The organism is Nonomuraea sp. NPDC048916, from assembly GCF_040649575.1.
GTDB lineage: Bacteria > Actinomycetota > Actinomycetes > Streptosporangiales > Streptosporangiaceae > Nonomuraea.
In genome coordinates this window covers 55,394-79,484 of sequence record NZ_JBEZFS010000023.1, presented here as the reverse complement: position 1 = coordinate 79,484, position 24,091 = coordinate 55,394, and the positions used below count along the sequence as shown (strand labels likewise).

Sequence of the window (24,091 nt, the reverse complement as noted above, 5' to 3'; positions counted from 1 at the left end):
CTCCTCGTGGACGAGCGGAAGGGTCAGCCAGGCCGCACCACGGTCAGCCGGCGGTCCGGCAGATGACCGGTGAGCGCGACGGTAGGGCTGTGGGAAAGCCTCTTCGGATCCGGCACATCGGAGGGAAGCGGGATGTCGGCCGCGACCGGACGGTCCGCCGCGCCGAGCGCGGGCGGGAATGGGGCGGCGGTCTCGATCAGGTGCTGGTAGTACTCGAGCGACTTGGCCATGTTGACGGTGACCGCGGCGGTGACCCGGCCCCGGTAGCCGTACACCATCGCCAGACGGCGCTCCTCCAGCGAGCCCTGCGCTATGACGACCTGGTCGGAGAAGGTGGGGACGCCCACCGATTTGATGTTGAGCCCGAACTGGCTCGACCAGAACGTCGGGAGCGCAAGGTGGGGACGCCGCAGCGGCCCCGGATTGACCATGTTGCAGGCCGCCACCTCGGCCTGTGCGACCGCGTTGCCCCAGTGCTCCAAGGAGAGCATCTGGTACTCGAACAGCGGGTGGGGGAAGCGGGAGACGTCACCGGCGACGAAGACGTCGTCGGTGACGATCCCGTACATGTTGAAGGCCCGGCACCCGGCGTCGCAGGCGATTCCGCGCGGGCCCGCTGCCAGCCCGGAGTCCGCCAGCCATTCGACGTTGCGGACCGCTCCCAACGCGACGACGCACACGTCCGCGTCGACGTGGCTGCCGTCGGACAGGTCCGCACCGGTGAAACGGCAGTTCCCGTCCCCGTGCAGGGCGGTGACCATCGCCCCGCAGCGCAGGTCCACGCCGTGGGCCCGCTGCAGTCTGGCGGCAAGCTTCGACAGGGTGCCGCCGAGAGCGCCCACCAGGGGTGCGGGGCCGCGTTCGGCGACCGTGACCTCCAGTCCCCGTTCCCGGCAGGCCGAGGCGATCTCCGAGCCGGTGAAGCCGCCGCCGATCACCAGCACCCGCTGCGGTCCGGCGGCCAGCCTCTCGGCCAGCCGTCCAGCGTCATCGCAGGTGCGCAGGGTGAACACCCCGTCCAGGGTGGCCTCCTCTGGGTTGGGCCAGGGCCGCGCCCGGGTCCCGGTTGCGATCAGCAGCCGGTCGAAGGGCAGCGACTCGCCGTCGGCCAGCACCACGCGTTTTCCGAGAGGGTCCAGACCGGTGGCCGGAACCCCGAGCCGCCAGTCGGCGTCCGGGTCCCGGCGCATCGGCAGCCCGGTGGCGTCCGCCGCCGCTTGGCCGAGCAGCACCTGCTTGGACAGCGGCGGCCTGTCGTAGGGCGGATGGGGCTCATCTCCCACCAGGGTCAGCGAGCCAGAGAAACCCTCCTCGCGCAGCGTCTCGGCGGCCCGCAGCCCGGCCAGCGACGCGCCGATGATGACGATCCGCCCCTCCCGCAGGTCACCGGCCACCGGGGCTCACCTCCTCACCGAGGAGGATGGCCTGGACCGGACAAGCCGCCGCGGCCTGGCACCCGTTCCAGCTGGTCGTCGGGGACGGCCGGGGCGTACAGCAGCGCCTCCTCCCCGTGCAGCTGGAACACCTCCGGCGCAAGGAACACGCACTGCGCATAGCCCTGGCAGCGGGTGAGGTCCACAACGATCCGCATCCCACCACTCCCTCCATCACCTCACCCCTCCTCATTTCCAGAAAGGGAAGAAAGGAACGTTAGGGAAAAAATCGGACGCCCACCCCGGAACGGCGTCCGCGATCTCCCGCGCGGCCCGGGGCCGGATCATCGGGTCCCGCTCCCCGTGCAGCACGAGGGTGAGAACCCGGATTCCGCCCAGCAGGGGAGTAGGTCGCCGGTCGCTCCCGCCGCCGCCGCCGACCGGCGCATCTCGCCCCCGCCCGAGTCGGGGTCGCGGTCGTGGGTGTCGGCTCTGCGTCCGGCGAGGTGGTGGGTGGGCTCAGGCGTAGAGGGCCTCGATGTCGGCGGCGAAGTCGCGCAGGACGACATTGCGCTTGATCTTGAGGGTGGGCGTCAGATGACCGCTCTCCTCGGTGATGTCCGTGTCCAGGATCGCGAACTTCTTGATCTGCTCCGCCTTCGACACCGAGGCGTTGGCCCGGTCCACCGCGCTTCGTACCTCGGCCTGGATGAGCGGGTCGGTGCGCAGGTCGGCGAGCGAGGCCCCGGTCCGGCCGTTGGCCGACTTCCACTGCTCCAGCGCCTCGGGGTCCAGCGTGATCAGGGAGGCGACGAATGGCCGGTCGTCGCCGACGACCATGGCCTGGGAGATCAGCGGGTGGGCCCGCAGCGTGTCCTCCAGCGGGCCCGGCGCGACGTTCTTGCCCGCCGCGGTGACCAGGATCTCCTTCTTGCGGCCGGTGATCCGCAGGTAGCCGTCGGAGTCCAGCTCGCCGACGTCGCCCGTGTGGTACCAGCCGTCGGCGTCGGAGACGTCGGCCGTGGCCTGGTCGTTGTTCCAGTAGCCGTGGAAGACGTGCCGGCCCTTGGCGAGGATCTCGCCGTCGTCGCCGATCCGGATGGTGACGCCGGGCAGCGGCTTGCCCACGGTGCCGATCTTGTTCGCGCCGGGCATGTTGACCGTGCAGGGGGCGGAGGTCTCCGTCAGGCCGTACCCCTCGAAGACCTCGATCCCGATGCCCCTGAAGAAGTGGCCGAGCCGCTCGCCGAGGGCCGAGCCGCCGCAGACCGCCGCGCTGAGGCGGCCGCCGGTGGCCGCGCGGATCTTGCCGTACACGAGCCTGTCGAACAGCGCGCGGCGCAGGCGCAGCCCGAGACCGGCGCCGCCGGAGCCCTCGGCCCTGCTGTAGGCGATGGCCACCTCCACGGCCCGGGCGAAGATCTTGCCCTTGCCGCCCGCGACGGCCTTCTGCTCGGCGCCGTTGTAGACCTTCTCGAAGACCCTCGGCACGCCCAGCAGGAACGTCGGCTTGAAGTCGGCCAGGTCGGGGGCGACGTTCTTCATGTTGGGGGTGTGCGCCAGGATCGCGCCCGCCTCGACGAGCGCGACCTGGATCATCCGGGCGAAGATGTGCGCCAGCGGCAGGAACAACAGCGCCGCGGGGGCCGGGCCGCCGAACAGCGGCTCCAGGGGCCCTTTCACCACGTTGCGGGCGGTGAACAACAGGTTGTCGTGGGTGATGCGGCACCCCTTGGGCCTGCCGGTGGTGCCCGAGGTGTAGACGATCGTGGCCAGGTCGGCCCCGCCCACCCCCTGCCTGCGCCCGGCCAGGACCTGCTCGTCCACCTCGGCGCCGCCGAGCGAGCCGTCCAGCGCGGCCTCGACCCGCCAGACGCCCTTGAGGCCGGGCGCCGCCTCGCGCACGGTCGCCTCGTGCGTGTCGAGCTCGACGAACACCGCCTTGGCGCCGCTGTCGGACAGGATCCAGGCGACCTGCTCGACGGCGGAGGTCTCGTAGATCGGCACGGTGACCGCGCCGACCGACCAGATCGCGTAGTCGATCAGCGTCCACTCGTAGCGGGTGCGCGACATCAGCGCGACCCGGTCGCCGTGCTCGACGCCCGCCGCGATGAGCCCCTTGGCCAGCGCGGCGACCTGGTCGCGCAGCTCGCCGGCGGTGACGGCCGGCCAGGCGTCGCCGACCTTGCGGCGCATGACCACGGCGCCGGGATCCCGCTCGCCACGCTCGAAGATCGTGTCGGGCAGGCTCGCGGTGGCAGGCACATCCACCAGCACGGGGACGTTGTACTCGCGCACGGATCAGCTCCTCCGGGTGCACGCATCGGGGACGGCCAGGACGTTACCGGGATAAGTTACGCGCCGGTAGCTTCGTCATCCAGGCGTTATCAAGGCCGTTCATCACGCTAGCAGCCGTTACTCGTAGGATTCCCCGCATGAGGGTCCATGTCGTCAGCGATGTCCACGGCAGCGCCGAGGCGCTGGCCAGGGCCGGAGACGGCGCCGACGCGCTGGTCTGCCTGGGCGACCTGATCCTCTTCATCGACTACGACGACCACGCGCAGGGCATCTTCGCCGACCTGTTCGGGGCCGAGCGGGCAGCGGAGTTCATCGGGCTGCGCACGGCCAAGAGGTTCGACGAGGCCAGGGCCATGTCGGCCCGGCTGTGGGCCACCCTCGACGGCGATCCGCGCGAGCACATCGAACGCAACGTGCGGGCCCAGTACGCCAGGCTGTTCGCCGCCATGCCCGAGCCCGCCTACCTGACCTACGGCAACGTGGACATCCCGCGGCTGTGGGGCGACTACCTCCGCGAGGGCCACCAGGTGTTCGACGGCCAGAGCGTGGAGATCGGCGGCCTGCGGTTCGGGTTCGTCGGCGGCGGTCTCAAGACCGAATACCGCACGCCGTACGAGATCAGCGACGAGGAGTACGCCGCGAAGGTGGAGGCGGTCGGCGAGGTCGACGTGCTGTGCTGCCACATCCCGCCCGCGGTGCCGGAGCTGCTGTACGACGTGGTCGCCCGGCGGCTGGAGCGGGGCAGCGAGGCCACGCTGGAGGCGATCCGCCGGACGCAGCCGCGCTACGCCCTGTTCGGCCATGTTCACCAGCCGCTCGCGCGGCGCACCCGCATCGGCCGCACGGAGTGCGTGAACGTCGGCCACTTCCGCGGAAAGGGCGTTCCGTACGTCCTCGAATGGTGACCCGACCGGGACGGTGGGCCTGGTCCAGCGGTCCACCGCGAGGAGCGGATTCTGCACTACGGTGGTCGCATGGCTGATCGCACCACTTCGAGCATCACCGTCGACGCCGATCGAGCGGGCGTGATGGCGGTCATCGCGGACTTCCCGGCCTACCCCGAGTGGGCCGGTCAGGTGAAGAGCGCCGAGGTCCTCAGCGCCGGAGCCGACGGCCGGGCCGAGACGGTGCGGTTCGTCCTCGACGCCGGAGTGATCAGCGACGCCTACACCCTCGGCTACACCTGGCGCGACGACGAGGGCGTCAGCTGGCGGGTGGTCGAGCCGGGCAAGATGATCTCCGAGCTCGCCGGGAGTTACCTGCTGACGAGCGCGGGCAGGGGCACCGACGTGACGTACGAGCTCTCGGTCGACCTCAAGGTGCCGATGATCGGCATGATCAAGCGCAAGGCGGAGAAGGTGATCGTGGACACCGCGCTCAAGGGCCTCAAGAAGCGCGTCGAAGGCCGCTGAGGTGAGTCCCCGGGTCCTGCTCTTCACCGGGAAGGGCGGCGTCGGCAAGACCACCGCCGCCGCGGCGACGGCCACGCTCGCCGCCGCGCGCGGCCTCAAGACCCTGATCGTCTCCACCGACACCGCCCATTCGCTGGCCGACGCGCTCGGCGTCGGTCCCGGCGAGATCGCGCCGGGCCTGCACCTGCACCAGGTCGACACGCAGAAGACGATGGAGCGCCACTGGGGCGACCTGCAGGACTACGCCAAAGGGCTGCTGGCCGAGCTGGGCCTCGACGAGATCACCTCCGAGGAGATCACCGTCCTGCCGGGCGCCGAGGAGGTCATCGCCCTGCTGGAGCTGCGCGAGCACGCCCAGGCGGGCGCCTGGGACGTCATCGTCGTCGACTGCGCCCCCACCGCCGAGACGCTGCGGCTGCTGGCCCTGCCCGAGGCGCTCGACTGGCATGTGACCCGGCTGATGCCGGTCGGCCGCCGGATCATGAAGTTCGTCTCCCCGCTCGTGCGCAGCGTGGCCCACGTCACCGCGCCCGGCGAGGAGGTCATGAGCGCGGGCGAGCGTCTCCACCGCGGCCTGCTCGAGGTGCGCGAGCTGCTCACCGGCGACCACGCCTCCGTGCGCCTCGTGCTCACGCCCGAGGCCGTGGTGCTCGCCGAGGCCAGGCGCACCCTCACCTCCCTCAGCCTGTACGGCTACCGCGTCGACGCGGTGATCGCCAACCGGGTCTTCCCCGCGGAGGGCGCCGACGAGTGGCGCGGCCAGTGGGTGGCGGCCCAGTCCAGGCTGCTCGCCGAGGCCGGCGAGTCGTTCGCGCCGCTGCCCGTCCACGTCGTCCCCTACCTGCCCGCGGAGCCCGTGGGCAGGAGCGCGCTGGCCGCGGTCGGCGAGGCGATCTACGGCGACACCGACCCGTTCGCCGTCCCCGCGGTCGAGCCGCCGCTGCGGCTGTCGGCCGACGAGCTGACCCTGGCCCTGCCCGGCGCCGACCGGGCCGACGTCGACCTGGCGCGCAAAGGTGACGAGCTGATCGTCACCGCGGGCCCCTACCGCCGGATCCTGGCGCTGCCGTCGGTGCTGGCCCGCCGGAGGATCGCCGGCGCGGTGCTCCGCGACGGCCTCCTCCGGGTACGGTTCAGCTCAGGAGCCGAATCCGACATAGCGAGCGGAGCCGACGATCCGGGATCGGACGCGACGTGAGTGAGGAGGGTGAGGGACCCATAGTCAGGGAGGGTCAGATGACCGAGAGCAACGACCGGGATCCGATCGGGACCGTCGCCGACGAGGCGCGTAAGCTGTTCGACACGATCCAGGGGCGAGCGACCCGCCAGGTCGGCAAGACCGTGCTCAACTCGTTCACCGGGGGCGGTGGGCGCAGAGACAGAGACGTGTGGAGCGAGGCGGTGACCGAGCCCCACGAGGAGTACATCTGCCGCGCCTGCCCGGTCTGCCGGGCCATGGCGGCGCAGCGCGAATCCGGTGGCGACGTGGCCGGGCATCTGGTGGCCGCGGGTGGCGAGCTGTTCGCCGCCTTCCGGCAGACCCTCGACACACTGAGCAGGCCGGCCCCCCGCAGGCCTCGCGACGACCGAGGTCGCGGAGACGACGACCACGGTCGCGACCACGTCGAACACATAGACCTGGGATAGGGGAACATCCGACATGCTCACGATCGGTGTGGACATCGGCGGCACCAAAGTCGGGGCGGGGATCGTCGACGACGGCGGTCGGATCGTCCAGGAGGCGTTGCGGCCGACTCCCGCCGACCGGCCCGATCTGGTGGCCGAGACGGTGGCCGACGTCGTCCGGGAGCTGGCCGCGGGCAGGGAGATCGAGGCCGTCGGCGTCGGCGCCGCCGGGTTCGTCGACGAGACCCGTTCGATGGTGCGCTTCGCCCCCAACCTCGCCTGGCGCGAGGAGCCCCTGCGCAAGAAGATCAGCGGGCTGGTCGGGCTGCCCGTGGTGGTGGAGAACGACGCCAACGCCATGGCCTGGGGCGAGACCAAGTTCGGCGCCGGCCGGGGGCAGTCCCACGTCGTCTGCGTCACGCTCGGCACCGGCATCGGCGGCGGCCTGGTGTTCGACGGAAACCTCTACCGGGGGCGCTGGGGCATGGGCGCCGAGCTCGGCCACATGCAGGTGCAGCCCGGCGGCCGGCCGTGCGGGTGCGGCCAGAAGGGCTGCTGGGAGCAGTACGCCAGTGGCAACGCGCTGGTGATCGAGGCCAGGGAGCTCGCCAGGGAGCGGCCCGAAGGGGCCCGGATCCTGCTCGCCCTGGCCGGCGGCAAGATCGAGGGCGAGGAGGTCACCGAGGCCGCGCGGCGCGGTGACGAGGTCTCGCTGGCCGCGTTCGACAGCCTCGCCGACTGGCTCGGTCAGGGCATGGCCGACCTGGCCGCGATCCTCGACCCGGGCTGTTTCATCGTGGGGGGCGGGGTGTCGCGCGCGGCCGACCTCTTCATCGACCGGGCCCGCAAGACGTTCGCCGAGCGGCTGACCGGCAACGGGCACCGGCCGCTCGCCGACATCCGCCTGGCCGAGCTGGGCGCCTCCGCCGGAGTGGTGGGAGCGGCAGACCTCGCCAGGCGGCGCTGACGGGGCTACATTCCGTCCGTGACTGTGAGGGTGGGCACCTACAACGTACGAGGGCTGAGAGACAGCGTTCCCGCGCTGGTGCGTGTGATCACCGCGATGCGGGCCGACGTCCTGTGCCTCCAGGAGGCCCCCCGGCTGCTCGGCTGGCGCGGCAGAAGGCGGGCGCTGGCCGAGGCGGCCGGGCTGAGGGTGGTGGCCGGCGGCAGGCTCGGCGGCGTGGCGGTGCTCGCCGGCCCCCGCGTCAGGGTGCTGCACGCCGAGAGCCACGTGCTGCGGGTGTTCGTGGGCCTGGAGATCCGCGGCCTGGCGATCGCGGTCGTGGAGGTGGACGGGTCGCGGCTCGCCATCGGCTCGGTCCACCTCGACCTCGACGGCGCGGCCCGGCTGCACCACGCGACCGAGGCGCTGGGGCTGCTGGAACGGGCGGCGGCCCGCTTCGGGGCCGCGATCGTGATGGGCGGCGACTTCAACGAGCGTGATCACGAGCCGGCCTGGCGCTATCTGGCCGGACGGCTCGTCGACTGCTACCCGAGGGCGCCCAGGGGCGACGGGCTGACCTTCAGCGCCAGGCGTCCGCAGGCGCGCATCGACGGGCTGTTCGCCGCCGGGGGGCTGACGGTCGTCTCGTGCGGGGGCGTCGACGCCTCGGCGGCCGATCTGGCCGAGGCCACCGACCACCTGCCGGTGGTGGCGGAGCTGCGAATTGACCCCTAACGGCAGGGGAGCAGGTCGCGAACCCGTAGCATTTGGTCATGACCCGTCGCTTTCGGCGGCGTGCGCTCACCTTGATCTTGGCGACGTCCGTGGCCTTGTCCCAGGTCACGCCCGCCGCGCATGCCGATCCACGCCCCGCCTCGATGGACTCGGTCGAGGCCTGGCAGCAGTCGACGAGCGTGCGCCTCGACGCCGACGGCTCGCTCTCCGACGTGCTCGCCCTCGCCTCGGACGACGTGTGGGCGGTCGGCCAGCAGGAGATCTGGGACGTCTGGAAGAACCGCGGCACCATCCGCCACTGGAACGGCGCCACCTGGTCGGAGGTGCCGGTTCGCGACGCCACCACCGCCGGCAATCTGCGCGGCGTCGCCGCCTCCTCCCCGGCCGACGTGTGGGCGGTGGGCGACGGCCGTGACGGCCTGCCCTATCTGGCCCACGGCGGCATCACAGGCTTCGACCGGGTGCGGGCCGACGGGCTGCGGGCGGGCGACTGGCTCGGCGGCGTCAGTGCCGAGCCCGGCCGGGTGGTGGCCGTGGGCAGCGGCACCAGCCGCGACGCCGGCCAGGGCAAGGCCGTCACCGGGCTCATCGTGACCGGGCAGGACGGCCGCTGGACCATCCAGGAGACCGAGGACGAGGGCGCCCTCTACGCGGTGTCCGCCGGGTTCGCCGTCGGCGACACCGGCACCCGGCCGTTGATCGTGCACCGCTCTGGCGACACGTGGAAGACCATGCGGGTGCCCGACATCCCGGGCGGCTACCTGCGGGACGTACAGGTCGACAGCGCCAAGCGGGCGCTGGCGGTCGGCGGCGTCTATCACGGGCCCGACGACGTCGAGCCGCTCGTGCTGTCGTGGAACGGCAAGCGCTGGCGGCGGGTCGAGCTGCCCGGCACCGACTCGCGCCTCTACGGCGTGACCGGCGACGGCAAGGGACGCTACTGGATCTCCGGCTACGACCCGTCGCACGCGGCGAAGCCGTTCATGCTGCGCTGCGAGAAGGACGCCTGCGAGATCATCAGAGGGGGAGCCACGCGCGACAGGAACAGCGTGCGGCTGCAGGCGGTCGCCTACCTCGCGGGCAAGGGCGCGGTGTGGGCGGTCGGGCACGCCGTCGACGCCGCCGACCGCTACACCGACGTCGTGGAGTCGTTCGGGCCGAGCGAGCCGCTGCCGAAGGACTCCTAGAGCCTCCTAGAGCACGGCTCCGTCGTCCCAGCCTGAGTCGTTGGGCGGGCCGTCGCCCATGCGCACCACCAGCGCCACGAAGCCGCCGATGAACGCCGCCACCGCCGTGAACAGCGCCCAGCCCTCCATCCGCCAGTCGGCCATCGCGGCCACCAGCAGGTAGGTGGGGCCGCCGAAGAGCGCCAGCCAGGCGAGTTTGGTGGCCAGGTCGAGCTTGGGCAGCGGAGGGGGCGGTGGAGGCTGGAAGTGCCCCTCGTCGTCATCGTCGGCGGTCGCGGACTCCGCGGGCTCCCGGCCCTCGTCGCCCTCATCCTCGGCTTCGGCCTCGCCGGCCTCGGGGTGCCTCACCACCCGGCGGGCCGGCTCGGCCGGGAGGTTCTCGCTGTCGGGCCATGGCTGATCGGCCGAGTCGCGCTCGGCCGTGTCGTTGAAGGACGCGACGATCTGCCGCCAGACCTCGTCCTCGTCACTCTGGGGCGTCACCTAGATGGGCCTCTCCGCAGCGATCGCGACTTCCCCCTGGGTGCGATCAGTCCCTCTGCAAGGGTACCGAGGCATGTGTCCTGATGAAGTCGAGGCTTCCGGCAAAGATCCTGGAGGCATCGTTGTCCAGAGTCGCAACATGGTAGCTATCGGTCAGCTCCTCGATCGTGGCCTGCGGGATCTTCTGGCGGATGGCCGCCACGCCGGTCGGCTTCACCACGTGGTCGTCGGTGCTGTGGAAGACGAGCAGCGGCTGTGTGACCCTGTCCAGGTCCGCCTGCACCAGTGACCACAGCGCCGGCAGCGAGGCGGCGGCCTTGACCGGAGTGCGGTCGTAGCCCAGCTCGGTCACGCCGGGCTTCTTGATGTCGTTCGCCACCCCGGGCACCGACCGCAGAAACCACTTGAGCAGCGGAGCCAGCCTGAGCAGCGGCACGTCGTTGGCGATCGACGGGTTGACCACCACCACGCCCCTGATCGCGTCACCGTGCACCTCGGCCAGCCGCAGCGCGAGGCAGCCTCCCAGCGACAGGCCCGCCACGAACACCTCGGCGCAGCGGCCCTGGAGGTCCTCGAACGCCTTCTCCACCTCGGCGTACCAGTCCTCCCAGCGGGTGTGGTTCATCTCCTGCCAGGTGGTGCCGTGACCGGGCAGGCGTGGCAGCGAGACGCTGAGGCCGTGACCGGCCAGGTACTCGCCCCACGGCCGGAGCGACTGCGGGGTGCCGGTGAAACCGTGGCAGAGCAGCACACCGACCTGACCCGAGTGATGGAGGTAAGGTTCCGCGCCTGGCATGAGCGGCATAACAGCTCCTCTAAGGGATTTCATCCCGGATTGGCCCGATCGTTGCACGATCCTGGGTCTTTGTGCGAGAGCTGGTGTATGAGCATCGGTCCTGAGATGCGAAGATGACTCTGCTCGCCGAGAAAGCCGTGAATGTGAGGTGGCCGGGTGTTCTACTGGGTGGTCAAGGCCATCTTGGGGCCGTTCCTCCACATCATCTTCCGGCCATGGGCCGAAGGTGTCGAGAACGTGCCCAGGCATGGTCCGGCGATTCTGGCCGGAAACCACCTGTCCTTCGCCGACCACTTCTTCGGGCCGCTCCAGCTGCGCCGCAAGGTGATCTCGCTGGGCAAGTCCGACTACTTCACCGGCCGCGGCGTCAAGGGCCTGCTCACCCGGTTGTTCTTCAGCGGCGTCGGCACCGTGCCGATCGACCGCTCCGGCGGCAAGGCCAGCGAGGCCGCCCTGCGCACCGGCCTGCGGGTGCTGCGCGAGGGCGACCTGCTCGGTATCTACCCCGAGGGCACCCGCTCACCCGACGGCCGTCTCTACAAGGGCAAGACCGGCGTCGCCCGGCTGGCGCTGGAGTCGCGCGCCCCGGTCATCCCGTGGGCCATGGTCAACACCTTCGAGATGATGCCTCCCGGGCATCCGGTGCCCAAGCTCGGCATCCGGCCGGGCGTCAGGTTCGGCAAGCCGCTCGACTTCTCCCGCTACTACGGCATGGAGGACGACCGGCTGGTGCTGCGCGCGGTGACCGACGAGATCATGTACGCGCTCATGGAGCTGTCGGAGCAGGAGTACGTCGACAAGTACGCCGCCAGCGCCAAGGTCGAGATGGAACGCGCGGCCCGCGCCCACAACAACTGACCCGTCACCGATGATCACGGCCGGCACCCCTGCTGTCGTCGGACGGGCAGATGACCCGCCGCCACTCCATCGGCCTGACCGCGCCGGAGCCGGCCCCGGGGATCAGGGCAGGTTGGCGCGGATCTGCCGGACGAAAGCGGGATCCGTACGGCAGCAGCCGCCGATCAGCGAGGCGCCGGCCCGTTCCCACTCCTTGGCGGCCTGGCCGTACTCCACCGGGTCGGAAAGACCCAGCCAGCGACGGTGCTCGGCGTCCCACGTCTCGCCCGAGTTGGGGTAGACGACGATGGGCAGCCCGCCGGTGAGCGAGGCGATGAGGCCGGGGATGTGGCGGGGCGCGGTGCAGTTGGCCCCCACGGCCACCACCTGGGTGCTGCCGGTGAACAGGGCGGCGGCGTCGCGGATCGGGGTGCCGTCGTTGATGTGCTCGCCGTCGCGGCAGGAGAAGCTCACCCACGCCTTGACCGAGGGCGTCTCGCACAGCAGCCGGGCCAGCGCCCGCGCCTCCGGATAGGACGGGATGGTCTCGCAGGCCAGCAGGTCGGGCCCGGCCGAGGCGAGGATCTCCCAGCGCGGCCGGTGCCAGGCCAGCAGGCCCTCCTCGTCGAGGTCGTAGTCGCCGGTGTATTCGGCGCCGTTGGCCAGGAAGGCTCCGTAGGGCCCGATCGAGGCGGCCACCAGGCCGTCACCGGCCTCGTCGCGGGCCTGCCCGGCCAGCTCCACCGACAGCCGGATGAGCGCCTCGGCCTGCGCCACGCCGATGCCCCTGCTCACGAACCCCTGCAGGGACGCCTGGTAGCTGGCGGTCGTGGCGACGTGAGCCCCCGCGGCGAAGTAGTCGGCGTGGGCGCGCCGGATCAGGCCGGGATCCTCCAGCAGCAGCCGCGCGGACCAGAGCTCGTCGCTCAGGTCGGCGCCGAGCGCTTCGAGGTGGGTGGCCAGCCCGCCGTCAAGGACAAGTGTGCTCACCTATTCAGCCTATGGTCCCCGCCGGGCCGGGGTGGACCATCATGCACCGGGTTCTCCGGGAGGGTGGTGCGCCGGTAAAGGGCGCTCACGTTTACCCGATTGAATGCGCGGCCGGATATCCCGATGCCCACACGGAGGTCAGGCCGCCGGGCGCCGGCAGACGGCTATTCGTATTTCCGGCCGATCTCCCTGACGAGTTCGACGAAGTTCGCACCGGCGTCGGGGGCGAAGTCGCCCGGCGTGTAGACCACCTCGTGGAGCTCGCCGGTGAAGGGGAACGGGCCGTGGCGCTCGTACACGTCCCAGGAGACGGGGGAGCGGCGGTCGACGCCGACGTCGATCCCCTCCATGGGGCAGAACGCCGCGAACATCGGCAGGCCGGTCAGCGTGCCGCGCGGCTCGCCGTCCACGGTCACGGCCGCGTCCCACCGCCAGCCGCCCGGCGCGGTGACCTCCAGCCTGATGTGCGCGCCCGGGGCGCCCGCGCGGAGCAGGCGCAGCTCGCCGTAGCCGTTGTACGCGAACACCAGCTCGTCCTCGACGTAGAGCAGGTAGCCGCCGCCCTGCCCGCCGTGCGCCACCAGCACGCCCCGGCCCGGAGCGCCGACGCGGGCCTCGACCGTGAACGAGCGCCACTGGACGAGCTGCAACGCCTGCCACCGCTCCAGCGTGTGCGTGTGCGGCGTCAGCCGTACCGGCCGGGCGTCGCGATGCCACGGCGGCCGCAGCAGGTAGCGCAGGCGCGAGCCCTCGTCGAGCGGATACACCTGCCCGGCACGGGCCGCCTCCTCCCACGCCGCGGCCAGCTCCCGCACCTTCTCCGGCCGTTCGGCCGCTCTGTCACGCAGCTGGGTGGGGTCGCTCGGCCGGTGGTACAGCTCCCACTCGTGCTCGCCGAAGGGGGTCAGCGGAGCGTGCCGGGTGACGATCTCCCAGTCCCCGCGCCGGTAGCCGCGGTGTCCCTGCAGTTCGGCGAGCTGCTCCTGGTGATCGTGTACGGCCTGGGCGTCGTGGACGGCCCTGACCAGCGAGGCGCCCTTCCTGGGCAGCCCCTCGGGCGCGTCGACGCCGGTCAGCTCGATCAGGGTGGGCAGGACGTCCGTGACGTAGGCCCACTGGCCGCGGCGCTCGCCCCGCTGGGGCAGGCCCGCCGGCCAGGAGATCAGGAACGGCACCGCGTGGCCGCCCGCGTGGGTGTTGCGCTTGTACAGGCGGAAGGGGGTGTTCGAGGCCATCGCCCAGCCGCGCGGGTAGTGCGAGAGCGTGCGGGGGCCGCCGATCAGGTCGAGGCGGGCCAGGTCGGCGGCGGGGTCCTCCCTGTCGTGGCGGCTGTTGGCGGACAGCAGGGTGCGCAGGTACTGGGTGGTGCCGTGCTCCTCGCCCTCCCTCGACGCGCCGTTGTCGGAGGTGAAGACGAAGATCGTGTTGTCCAGCTCGCCCAGCTCGCTCAGGGTCTCGCGCAGGGCGCCCACACTGCGGTCGATGCCGGTGATCATGGCGGCGTAGACCTCCATGTAGCGGGCGAACACACGTTGCCGGTCGGGGGACAGGTCGTTCCAGGCGGGGACGTCGTCGCCGGGCTCGGGGTTGCGGGGTGGCAGCCGTGTGCCGGGCGGGAAGAGGCCCAGGTCGAGCTGGCGGGCGAAGCGGCGGTCGCGGATCACGTCCCAGCCCTTGTCGTACCTACCCCTGTGCCACGAAATATCGCCTGGCGGGGCTTGAAGTGGGGCATGGGCGGCACCGTGCGCCAGATACAGCAGGAAGGGCGCCTGAGACCCGCTCGCCTGCCTGATCATCGCGACGGCCTCCCGGGTGAGGTCGTCGGTCAGGTGGTAACCGTCCGGATAGCGGTCCACCTCGACGGGGGAGTTGTCGCGGATGAGCCGATGCGGGTGGTGGAAGTCGGTGAACGCCTCCAGGAACCCGTAGAACCGGTCGAACCCCCGCCGCAACGGCCAGGCGTGCCGGGGCCCGGCGTCCGACATGTCCGAATCCTTGGTCAGGTGCCACTTGCCCACGGCCATCGTCTGCCAGCCGGCCGCCCGGAAGATCTCGGCCATCGTGACGGCGTCCGGGGCGAGCTCGCCCGCGTAACCGGGGAACCCGGGATCGGAGTTGGCCACATGCCCCACCCCGGCCAGGTGCGGGTCGACGCCGGTCAGCAACGCCGCCCGGGTGGGCGAGCACATCGGCGTGACGTGGAAGTCGGTCCACTGGACGCCCTGCCCGGCCAGCTCGTCCAGATGCGGCGTGGGGATCTCGGAGCCGTAGCAGCCCAGGTCGCCGAAGCCCACGTCGTCGACGAGGACGATCACGATGTTCGGAGCTCCGGGGCCGGGCGTGGGCCGCGGTGGCCACCACGACTCCGACCCCGCGAACGTCCTGCCCACCCGCCCGCCGAAACCTTCATACGCGATCATTTCCGGAGTATAGGCATACCGGCGATTCTGGCCAGGGTCCCGGCGTCGACCACTTTCACCTCACCGGCGCCGATCTCGATCAGCCCGCGCCGCTCGAACGACCGCAGCGCCCGGTTGACGCTCACCCGGGTCGCGCCGATCTCCGCCCCGAGCCCGGCCTGCCCGGCGCACAACCGCACCGCACCGCCCGCGCCCGCCGCACCGCCCGCAAGGCCCGCGCCGGTTGTGCTCGCCGGGGTGTGCCGGAGCAGCCACTTGGCGACCCGTCCCGGCACGTCGAGGACGACCGCGTCCGTGAGGCGCTCGTCCAGGTCGCGGACGGTCCGCGCGAGCGTGCGCAGGAGCCGGGCCGCCACCGCCGGCTCGGCGGCGATCAGGCCGAGCACGGCCGAGGCGGGCAGGTAGGCCACCCCGACCGGGGTGACGGCGGTCAGCGTGGCCCGGTGCGGGCCGTTCACCAGCAGCGCCGTCTTGTCGAAGGCCACCGGCGCGTCCTCCACGGCGAGCACCACCGCCCTGCCGTCCGGGCCCACCCGCTCCGCCCTGACCTGGCCGTCGAGCAGCACGATCAGGTGGTCGGCCGGGTCGCCCTCGGTGCACAGCACCTGCCCGGCGGAGTAGCGGCGGCGCCGGGCCAACGGTTCGAGCCGCTCGCCCAGGTCGCGGAACATCGGCAGGTCGTCCAGCGCGTACGTCATGTGTCCGGTGATACACCACGCGCGTGCCCGGCGATGCTGAGCTCTCGCGGGCCGGGGGCCTAGCGTGCCGGGCATGGCGAGATACGTGTTGCAACTGGCCTTCGACGGCGACCCTCGGCGGCTCGAGGCCCGTCCGGCCCACCGGGAGCACCTGCGGGCGCTCCAGGCGGAGGGGCGGCTGGTGACCGCCGGCCCCTGGGCGGACGACAGCGGTGCCCTGCACGTGTACGAGGTGACGGACGAGGCGGAACTCCGCGACATCCTGCGCACCGACCCCTACACGGCGGTGGACGGCTACGAGGTCGTGCTGCTCAAGGAATGGACTCCGCTGATGTGATCGCGCGCCGGCCTCGTTCCCGGTCCCGGGGCGCCGGGAACGAGGCCGGTCCATGACGCGCGTCCGGAGGGCTCGGCATCGGCTTCGCGGACCCGATCGGCCGCCGTCCGGTCAGGCGCGCTTCCAGAAGGGGCGGCGTGGCTCCTGGGACGGGCCGCCCCGGGGAGCGCCGCCGGTGAGCACGGTGAGCACCTCGACGGCCTTCGCCCGCAGCGCCTCCAGGTCCGCGCCCGGCCGCTCGGCCGCCTCCAGCTCGCGGGCCAGCGCGGAGAGCTCCGCGTGATCGCCCAGGTAGGCGGCCAGGGCGGCGAGCCGGGAGCCCAGGTCGGCCAGGTAGAACGCGTCGGCCACGGGCAGTGCCTTGAGCCGGTCGAGCTCGGCCGTCAGCTGCGGCCGCACCGCGTCCAGGCCGTGCGGCGCGCGGGGGGCCGGCCGGGGAGCGGGCGGAGGCGCGAAGACCGGCCTGCGCGGCCCGGCGGAGCCGGGCGCCGAGCCACCGATCGGACCACCCGGACGGCCCGTCGGCCCGCCGCGGAAGCCCTCGTCCTCCAGAGCCGACTCGAAGCTCGCCGACCTCGCGCGGAACCCGCCGGGCGCCGCCATCACCGCCGCCTGGGCCATGAACCCGGACACCGGCGGCGGGCCGGCGGGCATCTCCCAGCCGCTCGGCGGCTCCACCGGCTGGATCACCTTGTGCTCCGGCGCGCCCTCGGCGACCTGCCGGGTGTCCACCGCCACGTAGGCCGTGAAGCGGCACAGCACGCCGTACTCGAGCGAGACCCGCACGATCTCGGACTCCAGCTCGTGCTCGCCCATGGCGTAGCGGTCCTCCAGCTCGCGCAGATGGGCGCGGGCCCAGACGGCGCGGAGCGCGGGGTCGTCCACCACCGTGCCCGTGACCTGCTGCTCCCACGGCGCGCCCGCGGCCAGGCCGCGTACGGTCACCGACTCGCCGGAACGGCGACGGCCGTACACCCGCAGTGGCACCCCCGGGAACATCGAGCCCAGATGGGTCACCGTGCCGGGCTCCACGTCGAGGCCCTTGAGCGACAGGTCCGTCACCAGGGGCGCGCCGATCCGCCGATGGATCTGCTCCATGGCGGCGTCGAGCCGGTCCTCGGACTCGACCAGCTCGCACCGGCCCGCGCCCAGCCCGGCCAGCCGGCCCAGGAATCCGGTGTTCACCGCCCGGTCGATGCCCACCACGTGGACCCGCATGGCCGAAAGGGCGCCGCCCGCCCGCTCCAGGATCTGGTCCTCGTTGCCCACCTGCCCGTCGGTGACCAGGACCAGGACCCGCTCCCTGCCCTCGGCGGGCTTTAGTAGGGAAACGGCCTGGCGCAGCGGCTCCAGCAGCTCGGTGCCGCCACGGGCGTCGAGGCGGGCCAGGTGCTCGACGGCCCGGTAGCGGTTGCGGTCGGACGCCGCCACGAGCCCCTCGAACGCCTGCTCCACCACCGAGTCGAAGGTCAGCACCGCGAAGCGGTCCGCCGTGGTGAGCGTGTCGACGATGCGGGCGGCGGCCCGGCGGGCGGCGACCATCTTCCAGCCGGCCATGCTGCCCGAACGATCCAGGAGCAGCACCAGGTCGCGGGGTGTCCGGGTGGCCTGCAGCGGCGGCGGCACGACGGTCAGCGAGAACGTCCCCTCGCCGTCGAGCCGCAACGCCGTGGACGCCTCGAACGACAGCCGCAGGATGAAGTCGCGGTCGAGCCGCTCACCAGGGCGCAGCCGTACCGTGTGGCCCTCCTCTCGTCCCTCCTCCTCGACCACGTGCAGGCTGGAGGCCACCTCGCGCAGCTCCAGCCCGGCCGGGTCGATGGTCGCGGCGAGCGACAGGCGCACCGGGTCGGGGAAGCCGGGCAGCAGCACCGGGGGAGTGACGCGTGAGGCGTCGGGCACCGCGTCGGTGTCGGGCACGGTGCCGTCACCCGAGGACGGGCCGTCGAGCGGCGTGCCCGGGACGTAACGGGGCGCGACGACCAGCGGGAAGCGGAACGTGGCCGCGCCGTCCTCGTACGGCAGCGGCTGGCTCAGCGTCAGCCGGACCGTGACGCGTTCGCCGGGCAGGATGTTGCCGACCCTGATCGTGAACACGTCCGGCCGCTCCTCCTCGGCGATCGCGGCCCGGCGGCCCTCGCGCAACGCCTGGTCGTAGTCGGCCCTGGCCTCGCCTCGTTCCTTGAGCACGCCTTCGATGACCCGGTCGTCCGCCTCCATCCTGAACGCCGTCACCGCCGCCCTGTCCGGGAGCGGGAAGACGTACGTGGCCTCCAGCGTGACGTCGAACGGGTTGCGGAAGCCCTGCGCCACCTCGACGCCGGCGATCAGGCCGGAGATGCCGGCCGTCACGTCGACGCTCTCCAGCGGCAGGTTGCCCCGTTCGGTGCGCAGCGCGCCGAACCCGGCGTCCGGCACCGGAAGGCACCGGCCCGGCTCGAGCGAAGTGATCTTCATAGGAGCTTCCTCTCTTCGAGCGCCGCCAGCAGCGGCCCGGCCGCGGTCAGCACCGCCTTGATGTCATCTGAAGTCGGGGTACGGCCGGCGTCGTCGAGCACCAGCGTCACCCCGGTCGCGAGCCTGACCCCTCGCACCAGCCCTCCGGCCGTGAGCCGCGTCCCGTCCGTCGCGTCGCGCTCGGGACCGGCCCGCGCGCCCGCCGCCACCTCGGTACGACGCGCCCCGTCGCCGGAGGTCCGTACGCCATCCGCCCGGTGCGCGTCGTCCGGCCCGCGAGGTGCGCCCGAATCGTGTGCGTTGTCCGGCCCGAAGGGAACGTCCGAGTCGCGGGCGCCGCCCCGTCCGTCCGGCCCGGCCGTCTCGTGAACGTCGCCTGGCGCTCGGGTGTCGCCTGGACCGTGCGCGGAGTCCGGCGGCCGAGTCCAGAACCGGGCCCGGGCGGCCCCGGTGTCGAGCCCGGCCGTCTCCGGCGCCGGGACGGGAGCGTCGTCGAGTGGCTGGGCAGCGGCTTCGAGCATGGAGTCGGTCGCCCCGGCGAGGGCCGTCTGGATGTCCGCGATCGACCGCCCGGCCGCCTGCAGCCGCTTGACGGCGACCAGTTGCAGCAGGTGGCGCCGGCCGTAGCGGGCGATCCGGCCGCGCCTGGACAGGGGAGGGTCGACGAGGCCGATCGTCGTATACCACCTGATCAGGCGCTCGCCCGGCACGTCGCGGACCCGGCCGTTGACCGGCTGGGCGTCGCCGCGCAGCACGTCGGCCGCGCGCTCCGCCAGCTCGCCGATGGTCCAGGTGTCGCTCATACCTTCACAATGACACTGTCACTATTGCAGTGTCAACCAGATGATTAGAACGACCGATTTGGTTCATATAGAGGTGAGCATGTTGTCGAACCAACGGGGAGGAACACGACATGGCTAAGATCACGGGCCCGCTATCGGGCGACGCGAAGAACACGGTCGCGGAGGCCCTGCAGGGAGCCCTGGTCGATCTCATCGACCTTTCGCTGGTCACGAAGCAGATGCACTGGAACGTGATCGGCTCGCACTTCCGCCCGGTCCACCTTCAGTTGGACGAGGTGACGTCGCTGGCGAGGCGGCACGCCGACGTCATCGCCGAGCGGGCCGCGGCGATCGGCCTGAATCCGGACGGACGCTCCACCACGCTCGGCAAGTCCACCAAGCTGACCCAGCCGGAGCGGGGCTGGATCGAGGACGGCAAGGTCATCGCCACCATGAGCGACATCCTCGACGGCATCGGCCAGCGGATGCGCGAGCGGGTCGAGGCGACCGAGGAGCCGGATCCGGTCAGCCAGGACCTGATCATCAGCGTCGCCCAGGACATCGACAAGCAGCGCTGGATGTTCCAGGCGCAGCGCTGAGCCCGCCGAAGCCCGGGAGCCCGCGTGGCGCCCGGGCTTCCGCGCGTCTGAAGCGCGCCGGGAGTACGTCTGGAATGCGTCTGAGATGCGCCTGAAGGATGTTTGGAGATGCGTCTGGAATATGCCTGGAACGCGCCTGGAACACGCCTGGAACACGACCACATCCTGGACGCGCGGGTCGCTGGGCGTTCACTCCGGTATCGGATAAAGTCCCACTTCATGGTGCTTCGGGATGGTTCAAGCGGTGACCCCGATCTCGACCGGCTCATGGCGGAGTTCAAGGCCAATTCCAGGGAGCTCTCCGACGTCATGGAGCAGGTCGGCGAGGTGCGCGGTCAGGCCACGAGCGCGGACGACAAGATCAGGGTCCAGGTCTCGTCCTCGGGGCAGCTGACCTCGCTGCGCATCGACCCCAGGGCGATGAAGCTGGGCTCGCAGGAGCTCGCCGACGCCATCATGGACGCGGCCCGGCGCGCGACCGAGGACGCGGCGCGGCGCCTCATGGACGTGACGCGGCCCTATCTCGGCGACGACCGACAGGGCGATCAGCCCCGGCGCCGGTAGGCGCCACGGATACGGCGGCACAGCCCGGGGCGGTGGGGCCGGCGCGGCGCAGGCAGGGCCGTGCAGGCAGAACGGCGCGGGGCCCGCGGTCCGGCTTCCTTAGGTCAGAAGATCCGAGGAATGAGACTGCGTGTCCCGTGGATGAGGAACTTCTGATACATCTCCTGCTCGGTGAGGCCGTTCTCCGACCCGGGCAGGGGATTGTCCCCGTGTTGCGCGTCCAGGGTCATCGAGTACGTCGTCGAGGCCGCCATCCGGGGGAGGAAGTTGCCGGTGTTCAGCGTCACCCCGTTCGGCAGGGTGAGGTTGTTGCCGAGAACCCGCAGTCCGGGCACCTTCGACATCAGCAGCACGCCACCGTCGATGATCCCGTCGAAGGCCATGTTCGCCACGAAGTGCTCGCGGAAGGCTTTGAGGTTGTAGCCGGCCGACTTCACCTCGTTGCCGGACAGGTCCGTCTTCATCCCGCCCAGATGGTTGAGGCCCAGGGGAAGCACCACCTCACCCGTGGCGTAGGCCGCGCTGTCGGCGACCCAGTAGAGAAAAGTGGGCAGGAGTAACGAGACGAATCGATGGGCGGAGATCTTGAGCAGGATCGCCTGCCTTTTCATGATCGCCTGAAACAACTTCCAGGTGAGCACCTGATATCCGATGGTGTACATCATGTCCACGGTCAGGATCCAGCACAGCACTTTCAGCGCGTGGTTCACCTGCTCGATGACATGGGCATAGGCACGGCACGCCATCGCCGCCTGGCGGTGTTTGAGGGAGATCTGGAAGACGGCCGGACCGTACGTCTCCTCCCAGAACTTCTTGAAATCGTCGACCGCTTCTCCGGAGCTCTTCTTCCATACCTCTTCGGCGGCGGCGTGCGCCTCTCGATGGTGTTCGTCGAGCTTGTCGGCGATGGCGTCGAGTTTGTCGGCCGCCTCGCGGATCCGGTCAGGATCACCTTCCAGGTAATGGATGCCGAACAGGAACTCAGGCGCTAACGCGCCGGCCAGGCCGGCGCCGGCCATGCCCCCCAGCGCGACCTTCGTTGCCAGCCCGATGGGCACGATGACCTCCTCGGCTCAGCGGCTTTCGGCCAGGGTGGTCGGCACGCCGACCTTGTCGTTCTTGCGCTCGGCGAATTCGATGACCGCTTTCACCGGGGTGTTGTCGACCATGCTGGCCCAGTCCGCGATCTTGATGTTCTCGCTCATCGCCAGGAGCGCCCGGCCGATGGCCTCGTAGGCCGCCTCGACGTTTTTCACGGCTCTTTCCAGGTCGTCATCGGCGCTGTCGAAGCCGGGATGACCGTCCTGGCCCTTGCGGAAGATCTGTGCCGCCTCGTCGGTCGCCGGATTGCCGAAGTAGGCGACGAGGGAGTTCAGGTCCTTACGGTGCTGGGCGACGGCCGAACCGAGCCGGCCGCCTTCGTCACGGATGTGTCTGCCGCTGTTCTCCATACTTTCGTGGTCGGTGTGCGACATCGTCGCCCCCTCGGCGGATAAAGGTGATCAATTCGCGAATCGTAATCTAGATCACTTGTATTTCCCAGGCGTTAATGTTTTCGCTACTACACCGATATGCGAATGTGCGGGACGGGCCGACGGGCCCACTCTCGCGGGCCGGTCGGATCAGCTCGAACGTCCCCTGCCCCGGGCACGGGACGACCGGCGGCCGCCAGGCTCACCCACGCGCGCTAGGACGGGCGGCGCAGGTCGAGGGTCCACATCTGCTCGTTGACCTCGATCCCGTTCTCCGTCCCCCGCTCCTGCGATTCCAGCTCGAACCCGGCCGCCTCGTAGATGCGCCGGGCGCCGGTCAGGCAGTCGCGGGTCCATAGCGTGATGCGCTCGTAGCCGCGTTCGCGCGCGTGGCGCACGCACTCCTCGACGAGCCCGCGTCCGAGGCCCAGGCCGCGCGCGGACGGCTCGACGAGCAGCATCCGCAGCTGAGCGGTCGTGTCGTCCTTGTGCACGCAGAACACGCACCCCGCGCGCTCGCCGCCGACCTCGGCGATCCACCCCGCGTCGCGCGCCGGGTCGTAGGCGCCGACGATCCGGGCCACGAGCCGCTCGAACTCCATGCCCCAGCCCCACTCCGCGCTGTAGAGCTCGCCGTGCCGGTAGGCGACCCAGCCCAGGTCGCCCGTGCGCGGCGGCCTGATCAGGTACGGCTCGCGCTCGGGGCGCGCGCCGAGCAGCTCCCGGATCGTCGCCATGCTTGACACCAGCCGCTGCTGCCGCTCGTCGGGCAGCCCGGCCAGCAACTGCTCGATCCGCTCGCTGGAGCGCTCGTCGAGCCCGCCGAACGTGGCCGTGCCCGCCTCGGTCAGCCACACCACCTGCTTGCGCGCGTCGCCGGCCGAACGTTCCCTGGAGATCAGGCCGTCGGCCTCGAACCGGCCGAGGATCCTGCTGAGATAGCCCGCGTCCAGGTCGAGCAGGGCGCGCAGCTCACCGGTCTCCAGCCGGCCCGCGTGCGCGAGCTCGAACAGCACCCTGATCTCGGTCAGCGAGTAGGGCGAGCCGAGCATGCCCGCCTGGAGGATCCCCATCACCTTCGTATAGAACCGGTTGAAGGCCCTGATCTCAGAAACCCTTGCTTTTGTCAACGAATTCATTGCCTCAGTCAAGCATGAGAGGACCCTGCCTGTGAAGTGCCTGTACATCGGCGGCTATGGCCCCGGCATCCTGACGATCGGCGACGGGCTGACCCGCCTCGCCTCGCCGTCGTTCCTCGCCGCGCACCCCACGCTGCCGGTGCTGTACGCGGCCGGGGAGCTGGCGCAGGGCTGGCTGACGGCGCTCACCACCGAAGGCGGCCTCAAACCGCTGGACGAGCGCTCCAGCGACGGCGACAGCCCCTGCCACGTCGCCGTACACCCGTCGGGCACGCTTCTCGCGGTCGCCAACTACGGCGACGGCACCGCCGGCCTGCACCACCTCGGTCCCGAAGGGGCGTTCACCGGGAAGCCGATCGTGCTGCGCCACGAGGGGTCGGGCCCGGTGCGCGACCGGCAGGAGGGCTCACACGCCCATCAGTGCGTCTTCCACGAGGACCTCCTGCACGTCAGCGACCTGGGCGCCGACGAGATCCGCCGCTACACGCTCGACGGCACGCCGCTGGAGCCTTTGCGGCTGGCCCCCGGCACCGGTCCGCGGCACATGGCCTTCGCCGGCTCGCGCCTCTACGTGGTGGGCGAGCTCGACGGCATCGTCACGGTCATCGACGGGGAGAGCAGGCAGGGCGCGCCCGCCTCCCGGCGAGAGGGCGTCAACCAGCCCTCGCACCTCGCCGTGGCGGACGGCCTCGTCTACGTGGGCAACCGCGGCCCCAACACGATCTCGGTGCTGCGGGCCGACGACCTCTCGCCGGTCGCCGAGGTCTCGTCGGGCGGCGACTGGCCGCGGCACTTCGCGATCGACGGCGACCGCATGTACGTGGCCAACCAGCACTCCGACGCCGTCACGGTGTTCGCGCTGAAGGACGGCGTCCCCGAGCCGACCGGGCAGGCGTACGAGGTCAGGAGCCCGTCCTGCGTGCTGCCCTGCTGAGCCGGG

The 24,091-nt window shown here is 71.4% G+C and carries 25 protein-coding genes; 12 read left to right on the top strand and 13 right to left on the bottom strand.

Features of this window, described 5'->3' with window-relative positions:
* Positions 1–23: 23 nt before the first annotated feature.
* The 3 genes from AB0C16_RS24585 to AB0C16_RS24575 form a co-directional block, all read right to left on the bottom strand.
* Positions 24–1,394 carry an FAD-dependent oxidoreductase gene (locus AB0C16_RS24585; protein ID WP_357686245.1) on the bottom strand — a complete coding sequence of 457 codons (1,371 nt, stop codon included), beginning with the start codon at positions 1,392–1,394 and terminating at the stop codon, positions 24–26.
* A gap of 14 nt (positions 1,395–1,408) precedes the next feature.
* Positions 1,409–1,591, bottom strand: coding sequence for a ferredoxin (locus AB0C16_RS24580; protein ID WP_357686244.1), 183 nt, complete (start codon positions 1,589–1,591; stop codon positions 1,409–1,411).
* Positions 1,592–1,892: 301 nt separating this feature from the next.
* Positions 1,893–3,671: an AMP-dependent synthetase/ligase gene (locus AB0C16_RS24575; RefSeq protein ID WP_357686243.1), complete on the bottom strand. Its 1,779-nt coding sequence runs from the start codon at positions 3,669–3,671 to the stop codon at positions 1,893–1,895.
* A 137-nt stretch (positions 3,672–3,808) separates the two neighbouring features.
* On the opposite strand from AB0C16_RS24575, the gene AB0C16_RS24570 reads away from it, so the two are divergent.
* From AB0C16_RS24570 to AB0C16_RS24540, 7 genes are all read left to right on the top strand, one after another.
* A complete protein-coding gene (locus tag AB0C16_RS24570; RefSeq protein WP_357686242.1) occupies positions 3,809–4,576 on the top strand; it encodes a metallophosphoesterase in 768 nt (255 codons plus the stop codon).
* Positions 4,577–4,645: 69 nt separating this feature from the next.
* Positions 4,646–5,083 (top strand): SRPBCC family protein, encoded by a 438-nt coding sequence (locus tag AB0C16_RS24565; protein WP_357686241.1) that lies wholly within the window; start codon positions 4,646–4,648, stop codon positions 5,081–5,083.
* A gap of 1 nt (position 5,084) precedes the next feature.
* On the top strand, positions 5,085–6,281 hold the full coding sequence (locus tag AB0C16_RS24560; RefSeq protein ID WP_357686240.1) for an ArsA family ATPase: 1,197 nt from the start codon (positions 5,085–5,087) through the stop codon (positions 6,279–6,281).
* A 38-nt stretch (positions 6,282–6,319) separates the two neighbouring features.
* Positions 6,320–6,730 carry a DUF5304 family protein gene (locus tag AB0C16_RS24555; protein WP_357686239.1) on the top strand — a complete coding sequence of 137 codons (411 nt, stop codon included), beginning with the start codon at positions 6,320–6,322 and terminating at the stop codon, positions 6,728–6,730.
* A 13-nt stretch (positions 6,731–6,743) separates the two neighbouring features.
* On the top strand, positions 6,744–7,676 hold the full coding sequence (locus tag AB0C16_RS24550) for an ROK family glucokinase (protein WP_357686238.1): 933 nt from the start codon (positions 6,744–6,746) through the stop codon (positions 7,674–7,676).
* Between the two features lie 18 nt (positions 7,677–7,694).
* On the top strand, positions 7,695–8,390 hold the full coding sequence (locus tag AB0C16_RS24545; RefSeq protein WP_357686237.1) for an endonuclease/exonuclease/phosphatase family protein: 696 nt from the start codon (positions 7,695–7,697) through the stop codon (positions 8,388–8,390).
* Positions 8,391–8,428: 38 nt separating this feature from the next.
* Positions 8,429–9,577 (top strand): hypothetical protein, encoded by a 1,149-nt coding sequence (locus AB0C16_RS24540; RefSeq protein ID WP_357686236.1) that lies wholly within the window; start codon positions 8,429–8,431, stop codon positions 9,575–9,577.
* Between the two features lie 6 nt (positions 9,578–9,583).
* Here AB0C16_RS24540 and AB0C16_RS24535 read toward each other — a convergent pair whose 3' ends face one another.
* Entirely contained in the window at positions 9,584–10,060 is a 477-nt protein-coding gene (locus AB0C16_RS24535; RefSeq protein ID WP_357686235.1) for a hypothetical protein, read from the bottom strand.
* A 46-nt stretch (positions 10,061–10,106) separates the two neighbouring features.
* Positions 10,107–10,865, bottom strand: coding sequence for an alpha/beta fold hydrolase (locus AB0C16_RS24530; protein ID WP_357686234.1), 759 nt, complete (start codon positions 10,863–10,865; stop codon positions 10,107–10,109).
* Positions 10,866–11,012: 147 nt separating this feature from the next.
* On the opposite strand from AB0C16_RS24530, the gene AB0C16_RS24525 reads away from it, so the two are divergent.
* Complete coding sequence (locus AB0C16_RS24525; RefSeq protein ID WP_357686233.1) at positions 11,013–11,714, top strand: lysophospholipid acyltransferase family protein; 702 nt, start codon at positions 11,013–11,015, stop codon at positions 11,712–11,714.
* A gap of 102 nt (positions 11,715–11,816) precedes the next feature.
* On the opposite strand, the gene mmuM is transcribed toward AB0C16_RS24525, so the two are convergent.
* The 3 genes from mmuM to AB0C16_RS24510 all read right to left on the bottom strand — a co-directional run bounded on the left by mmuM (position 11,817) and on the right by AB0C16_RS24510 (position 15,801).
* Positions 11,817–12,683 (bottom strand): homocysteine S-methyltransferase, encoded by an 867-nt coding sequence (gene mmuM / locus AB0C16_RS24520; protein ID WP_357686232.1) that lies wholly within the window; start codon positions 12,681–12,683, stop codon positions 11,817–11,819.
* 164 nt (positions 12,684–12,847) lie between these two features.
* Complete coding sequence (locus tag AB0C16_RS24515; RefSeq protein WP_357686231.1) at positions 12,848–15,103, bottom strand: arylsulfatase; 2,256 nt, start codon at positions 15,101–15,103, stop codon at positions 12,848–12,850.
* Positions 15,100–15,801 carry a Crp/Fnr family transcriptional regulator gene (locus AB0C16_RS24510; protein WP_357686230.1) on the bottom strand — a complete coding sequence of 234 codons (702 nt, stop codon included), beginning with the start codon at positions 15,799–15,801 and terminating at the stop codon, positions 15,100–15,102. Before AB0C16_RS24510 ends, AB0C16_RS24515 begins: the two co-directional genes overlap by 4 nt.
* 73 nt (positions 15,802–15,874) lie before the next feature.
* Here AB0C16_RS24510 and AB0C16_RS24505 point away from each other — a divergent pair, with 73 nt between their 5' ends.
* Positions 15,875–16,138, top strand: coding sequence for a YciI family protein (locus tag AB0C16_RS24505; RefSeq protein ID WP_357686229.1), 264 nt, complete (start codon positions 15,875–15,877; stop codon positions 16,136–16,138).
* Positions 16,139–16,249: 111 nt separating this feature from the next.
* On the opposite strand, the gene AB0C16_RS24500 is transcribed toward AB0C16_RS24505, so the two are convergent.
* Positions 16,250–18,595: a VIT domain-containing protein gene (locus AB0C16_RS24500; RefSeq protein WP_357686228.1), complete on the bottom strand. Its 2,346-nt coding sequence runs from the start codon at positions 18,593–18,595 to the stop codon at positions 16,250–16,252.
* Entirely contained in the window at positions 18,592–19,398 is an 807-nt protein-coding gene (locus tag AB0C16_RS24495; protein ID WP_357686227.1) for a helix-turn-helix domain-containing protein, read from the bottom strand. Before AB0C16_RS24495 ends, AB0C16_RS24500 begins: the two co-directional genes overlap by 4 nt.
* Positions 19,399–19,508: 110 nt before the next feature.
* Here AB0C16_RS24495 and AB0C16_RS24490 point away from each other — a divergent pair, with 110 nt between their 5' ends.
* Entirely contained in the window at positions 19,509–19,976 is a 468-nt protein-coding gene (locus AB0C16_RS24490) for a DNA starvation/stationary phase protection protein (RefSeq protein WP_357686226.1), read from the top strand.
* A gap of 219 nt (positions 19,977–20,195) precedes the next feature.
* Positions 20,196–20,540: a YbaB/EbfC family nucleoid-associated protein gene (locus AB0C16_RS24485; protein WP_357686225.1), complete on the top strand. Its 345-nt coding sequence runs from the start codon at positions 20,196–20,198 to the stop codon at positions 20,538–20,540.
* A gap of 104 nt (positions 20,541–20,644) precedes the next feature.
* Here the strand turns inward: AB0C16_RS24485 and AB0C16_RS24480 are convergent, their stop codons facing one another.
* From AB0C16_RS24480 to AB0C16_RS24470, 3 genes are all read right to left on the bottom strand, one after another.
* The gene (locus tag AB0C16_RS24480) at positions 20,645–21,598 is read right to left on the bottom strand and encodes a hypothetical protein (protein WP_357686224.1); all 954 of its coding nucleotides are present in this window, start codon (positions 21,596–21,598) and stop codon (positions 20,645–20,647) included.
* Positions 21,599–21,613: 15 nt separating this feature from the next.
* Entirely contained in the window at positions 21,614–22,015 is a 402-nt protein-coding gene (locus AB0C16_RS24475; protein WP_357686223.1) for a hypothetical protein, read from the bottom strand.
* Positions 22,016–22,227: 212 nt separating this feature from the next.
* Complete coding sequence (locus AB0C16_RS24470) at positions 22,228–23,085, bottom strand: helix-turn-helix domain-containing GNAT family N-acetyltransferase (RefSeq protein WP_357686222.1); 858 nt, start codon at positions 23,083–23,085, stop codon at positions 22,228–22,230.
* A gap of 97 nt (positions 23,086–23,182) precedes the next feature.
* On the opposite strand from AB0C16_RS24470, the gene AB0C16_RS24465 reads away from it, so the two are divergent.
* On the top strand, positions 23,183–24,085 hold the full coding sequence (locus tag AB0C16_RS24465; RefSeq protein ID WP_357686221.1) for a beta-propeller fold lactonase family protein: 903 nt from the start codon (positions 23,183–23,185) through the stop codon (positions 24,083–24,085).
* The last annotated feature ends 6 nt before the right edge of the window (positions 24,086–24,091 follow it).

Excerpts from the sequence above, each read along its gene's own strand:
- AB0C16_RS24580 (WP_357686244.1), bottom strand. The coding sequence starts at position 1,591 with ATGCGGATCGTTGTGGACCTCACCCGCTGCCAGGGCTATGCGCAGTGC.
- AB0C16_RS24570 (WP_357686242.1), top strand. The coding sequence starts at position 3,809 with ATGAGGGTCCATGTCGTCAGCGATGTCCACGGCAGCGCCGAGGCGCTG.
- AB0C16_RS24565 (WP_357686241.1), top strand. The coding sequence starts at position 4,646 with ATGGCTGATCGCACCACTTCGAGCATCACCGTCGACGCCGATCGAGCG.
- AB0C16_RS24555 (WP_357686239.1), top strand. The coding sequence starts at position 6,320 with ATGACCGAGAGCAACGACCGGGATCCGATCGGGACCGTCGCCGACGAG.
- AB0C16_RS24550 (WP_357686238.1), top strand. The coding sequence starts at position 6,744 with ATGCTCACGATCGGTGTGGACATCGGCGGCACCAAAGTCGGGGCGGGG.
- AB0C16_RS24540 (WP_357686236.1), top strand. The coding sequence starts at position 8,429 with ATGACCCGTCGCTTTCGGCGGCGTGCGCTCACCTTGATCTTGGCGACG.
- AB0C16_RS24530 (WP_357686234.1), bottom strand. The coding sequence starts at position 10,865 with ATGCCGCTCATGCCAGGCGCGGAACCTTACCTCCATCACTCGGGTCAG.
- AB0C16_RS24515 (WP_357686231.1), bottom strand. The coding sequence starts at position 15,103 with ATGATCGCGTATGAAGGTTTCGGCGGGCGGGTGGGCAGGACGTTCGCG.
- AB0C16_RS24510 (WP_357686230.1), bottom strand. The coding sequence starts at position 15,801 with ATGACGTACGCGCTGGACGACCTGCCGATGTTCCGCGACCTGGGCGAG.
- AB0C16_RS24505 (WP_357686229.1), top strand. The coding sequence starts at position 15,875 with ATGGCGAGATACGTGTTGCAACTGGCCTTCGACGGCGACCCTCGGCGG.
- AB0C16_RS24500 (WP_357686228.1), bottom strand. The coding sequence starts at position 18,595 with ATGAAGATCACTTCGCTCGAGCCGGGCCGGTGCCTTCCGGTGCCGGAC.
- AB0C16_RS24495 (WP_357686227.1), bottom strand. The coding sequence starts at position 19,398 with ATGAGCGACACCTGGACCATCGGCGAGCTGGCGGAGCGCGCGGCCGAC.
- AB0C16_RS24490 (WP_357686226.1), top strand. The coding sequence starts at position 19,509 with ATGGCTAAGATCACGGGCCCGCTATCGGGCGACGCGAAGAACACGGTC.
- AB0C16_RS24485 (WP_357686225.1), top strand. The coding sequence starts at position 20,196 with ATGGTGCTTCGGGATGGTTCAAGCGGTGACCCCGATCTCGACCGGCTC.
- AB0C16_RS24475 (WP_357686223.1), bottom strand. The coding sequence starts at position 22,015 with ATGTCGCACACCGACCACGAAAGTATGGAGAACAGCGGCAGACACATC.
- AB0C16_RS24470 (WP_357686222.1), bottom strand. The coding sequence starts at position 23,085 with ATGGGGATCCTCCAGGCGGGCATGCTCGGCTCGCCCTACTCGCTGACC.